Below are 1,782 nucleotides of genomic sequence, written 5' to 3' on the forward strand. Positions count from 1 at the left end.
TGAACTTTTTCGGCTTTGGTCATTTTTAGTATCTTTACAAAAAGCTAAAATACAAATTATGACAACATTAAAAATAGGCGATGCCGCACCAAATTTTGAAGCACTTGACCAACAGGGAAATACCATAAAACTTTCTGATTATAAAGGTAAAAAATTGGTTTTATTCTTTTATCCAAAAGCAAGTACGCCGGGTTGTACTATGGAAGCTTGTAATTTAAGAGACAATTACCATTCGTTTTTGGCAAAAAGATACGAAGTTTTGGGGGTAAGTGCAGATTCAGGCAAACGTCAGCAAAATTTTATTGAAAAACACCAATTGCCTTTTCCTTTATTGGCGGATGAGGATAAAAAAGTAATTAATGCTTTTGGTGTTTGGGGACCTAAGAAATTTATGGGGCGTGAATTCGATGGAATTCACAGAACAACGTTTGTCATTGATGAAAAAGGAATTATAGAAGACATTATTACAAAAGTTAAAACAAAAGAACACGCTAGCCAAATTTTGAAGTAACATTTGCAGCATTGAATTGGCTATAAAAGTTTAATAATTACACTAAAAACAAATAAACGATTCAACAAATTTAAAACTTCACATCCATTTTAATATTAAGCACGCGTTGCGTCATATAATTTGGGATGCCGTAAAATTGTTTGGAATATACATCGCGTACCCAAGTATTGGTAATGGCGTTTTGCACATCGAACATATTGAAGATTTCAAAACCAACAGATAATTCTTTAAAATCGCGAAGCCAGCCCCTATTGTATTGGTTCTTGGCATCTGTAAAAACATAGGAAATTCCTATATCGGCTCTTTTGTAAGCATTGAGTCGGTTTTGATATTCATAAGGATTTGAATAGGAGGGAGAACCACCTGGAACGCCGGTGTTAAAAACCAAATTTAAATACATTTTAATGTTGGGAATGTTGGGAACATAATCTTGAAATAACATGCCAAATTTAAAACGCTGGTCAGTTGGACGGGAAATTAAACCTTGGTTGTTCTTATTTTCCTCCGTTTTTAAAAATCCGATGCTTACCCAACTTTCCGTGCCGGGAACAAATTCTCCGTTCAATCTCAAATCGATGCCGGTGGCATAAGCATTTGCATTGTTATCTGCGCTATATCGAACCTTTACATTGTCAACCGTATAGGTATTTACGTCAGTTAAATGTTTGTAATAAACTTCAGAAACCAGTTTAAAAGGTCTTTCCCATAGTTTAAAACTGTAATCATTTCCTATGATTGCTTGAATAGATTTTTGTGCGTCAACGGTTGGAATTACCATTCCAGAATAGTCTCTAAGTTCTTTGTAAAATGGCGGTTGGTTATACATTCCTCCTGAAATTCTGAAAAGCATATCCTTTTCCCAATCGGGTTTTATGGAGAACTGACCTCGAACACTGTAAATAATTTGATTTACAACTGTTGAATTTTTGTCGTTTACATTCCAATTGTGGGAACGAATACCCACATTATACCAGATTTTATGATTGTTCCAAAAAGCATTTTTACTGTATTGCGCAAACCAAACCAATCGATCTATTTTAGTATTGTTTTTTGCTTGAATACTTTGAAAAGTAAGCAATTCTCCGGTAAAAGGTTCATAGGGTTGATTATTGGAACTGAAATTTGGAGGTCGAACGCTGAATCCTAAGGAATCAATAACTTCCCACTCATTTATTCGGTCCTTGGTGTCTTCATTTTGATATTTAATACCGAAATCTATTTGATGGCTATTCTTTTTGAAGGTACCATTTATTTCAAGATTGTTGATTAAA

The 1,782-nt window shown here is 34.3% G+C and carries 1 protein-coding gene and 1 pseudogene; one reads left to right on the top strand and one right to left on the bottom strand.

The genetic code is table 11. From position 1 onward, the window contains the following. Positions 1-58: 58 nt before the first annotated feature. A complete protein-coding gene (gene bcp / locus ABY285_RS12570) occupies positions 59-511 on the top strand; it encodes a thioredoxin-dependent thiol peroxidase (protein WP_372770581.1) in 453 nt (150 codons plus the stop codon). 70 nt (positions 512-581) lie between these two features. Here bcp and ABY285_RS12575 read toward each other — a convergent pair. Next, a pseudogene (locus ABY285_RS12575) lies at positions 582-1,782 on the bottom strand (TonB-dependent receptor); the annotation flags it as partial.

Source organism: Lutibacter sp., from assembly GCF_041555395.1.
Lineage (GTDB): Bacteria > Bacteroidota > Bacteroidia > Flavobacteriales > Flavobacteriaceae > Lutibacter.

What these genes read in the sequence shown, in the direction of transcription:
- bcp (WP_372770581.1), top strand. Translation starts at nt 59, where the DNA reads ATGACAACATTAAAAATAGGCGATGCCGCACCAAATTTTGAAGCACTT.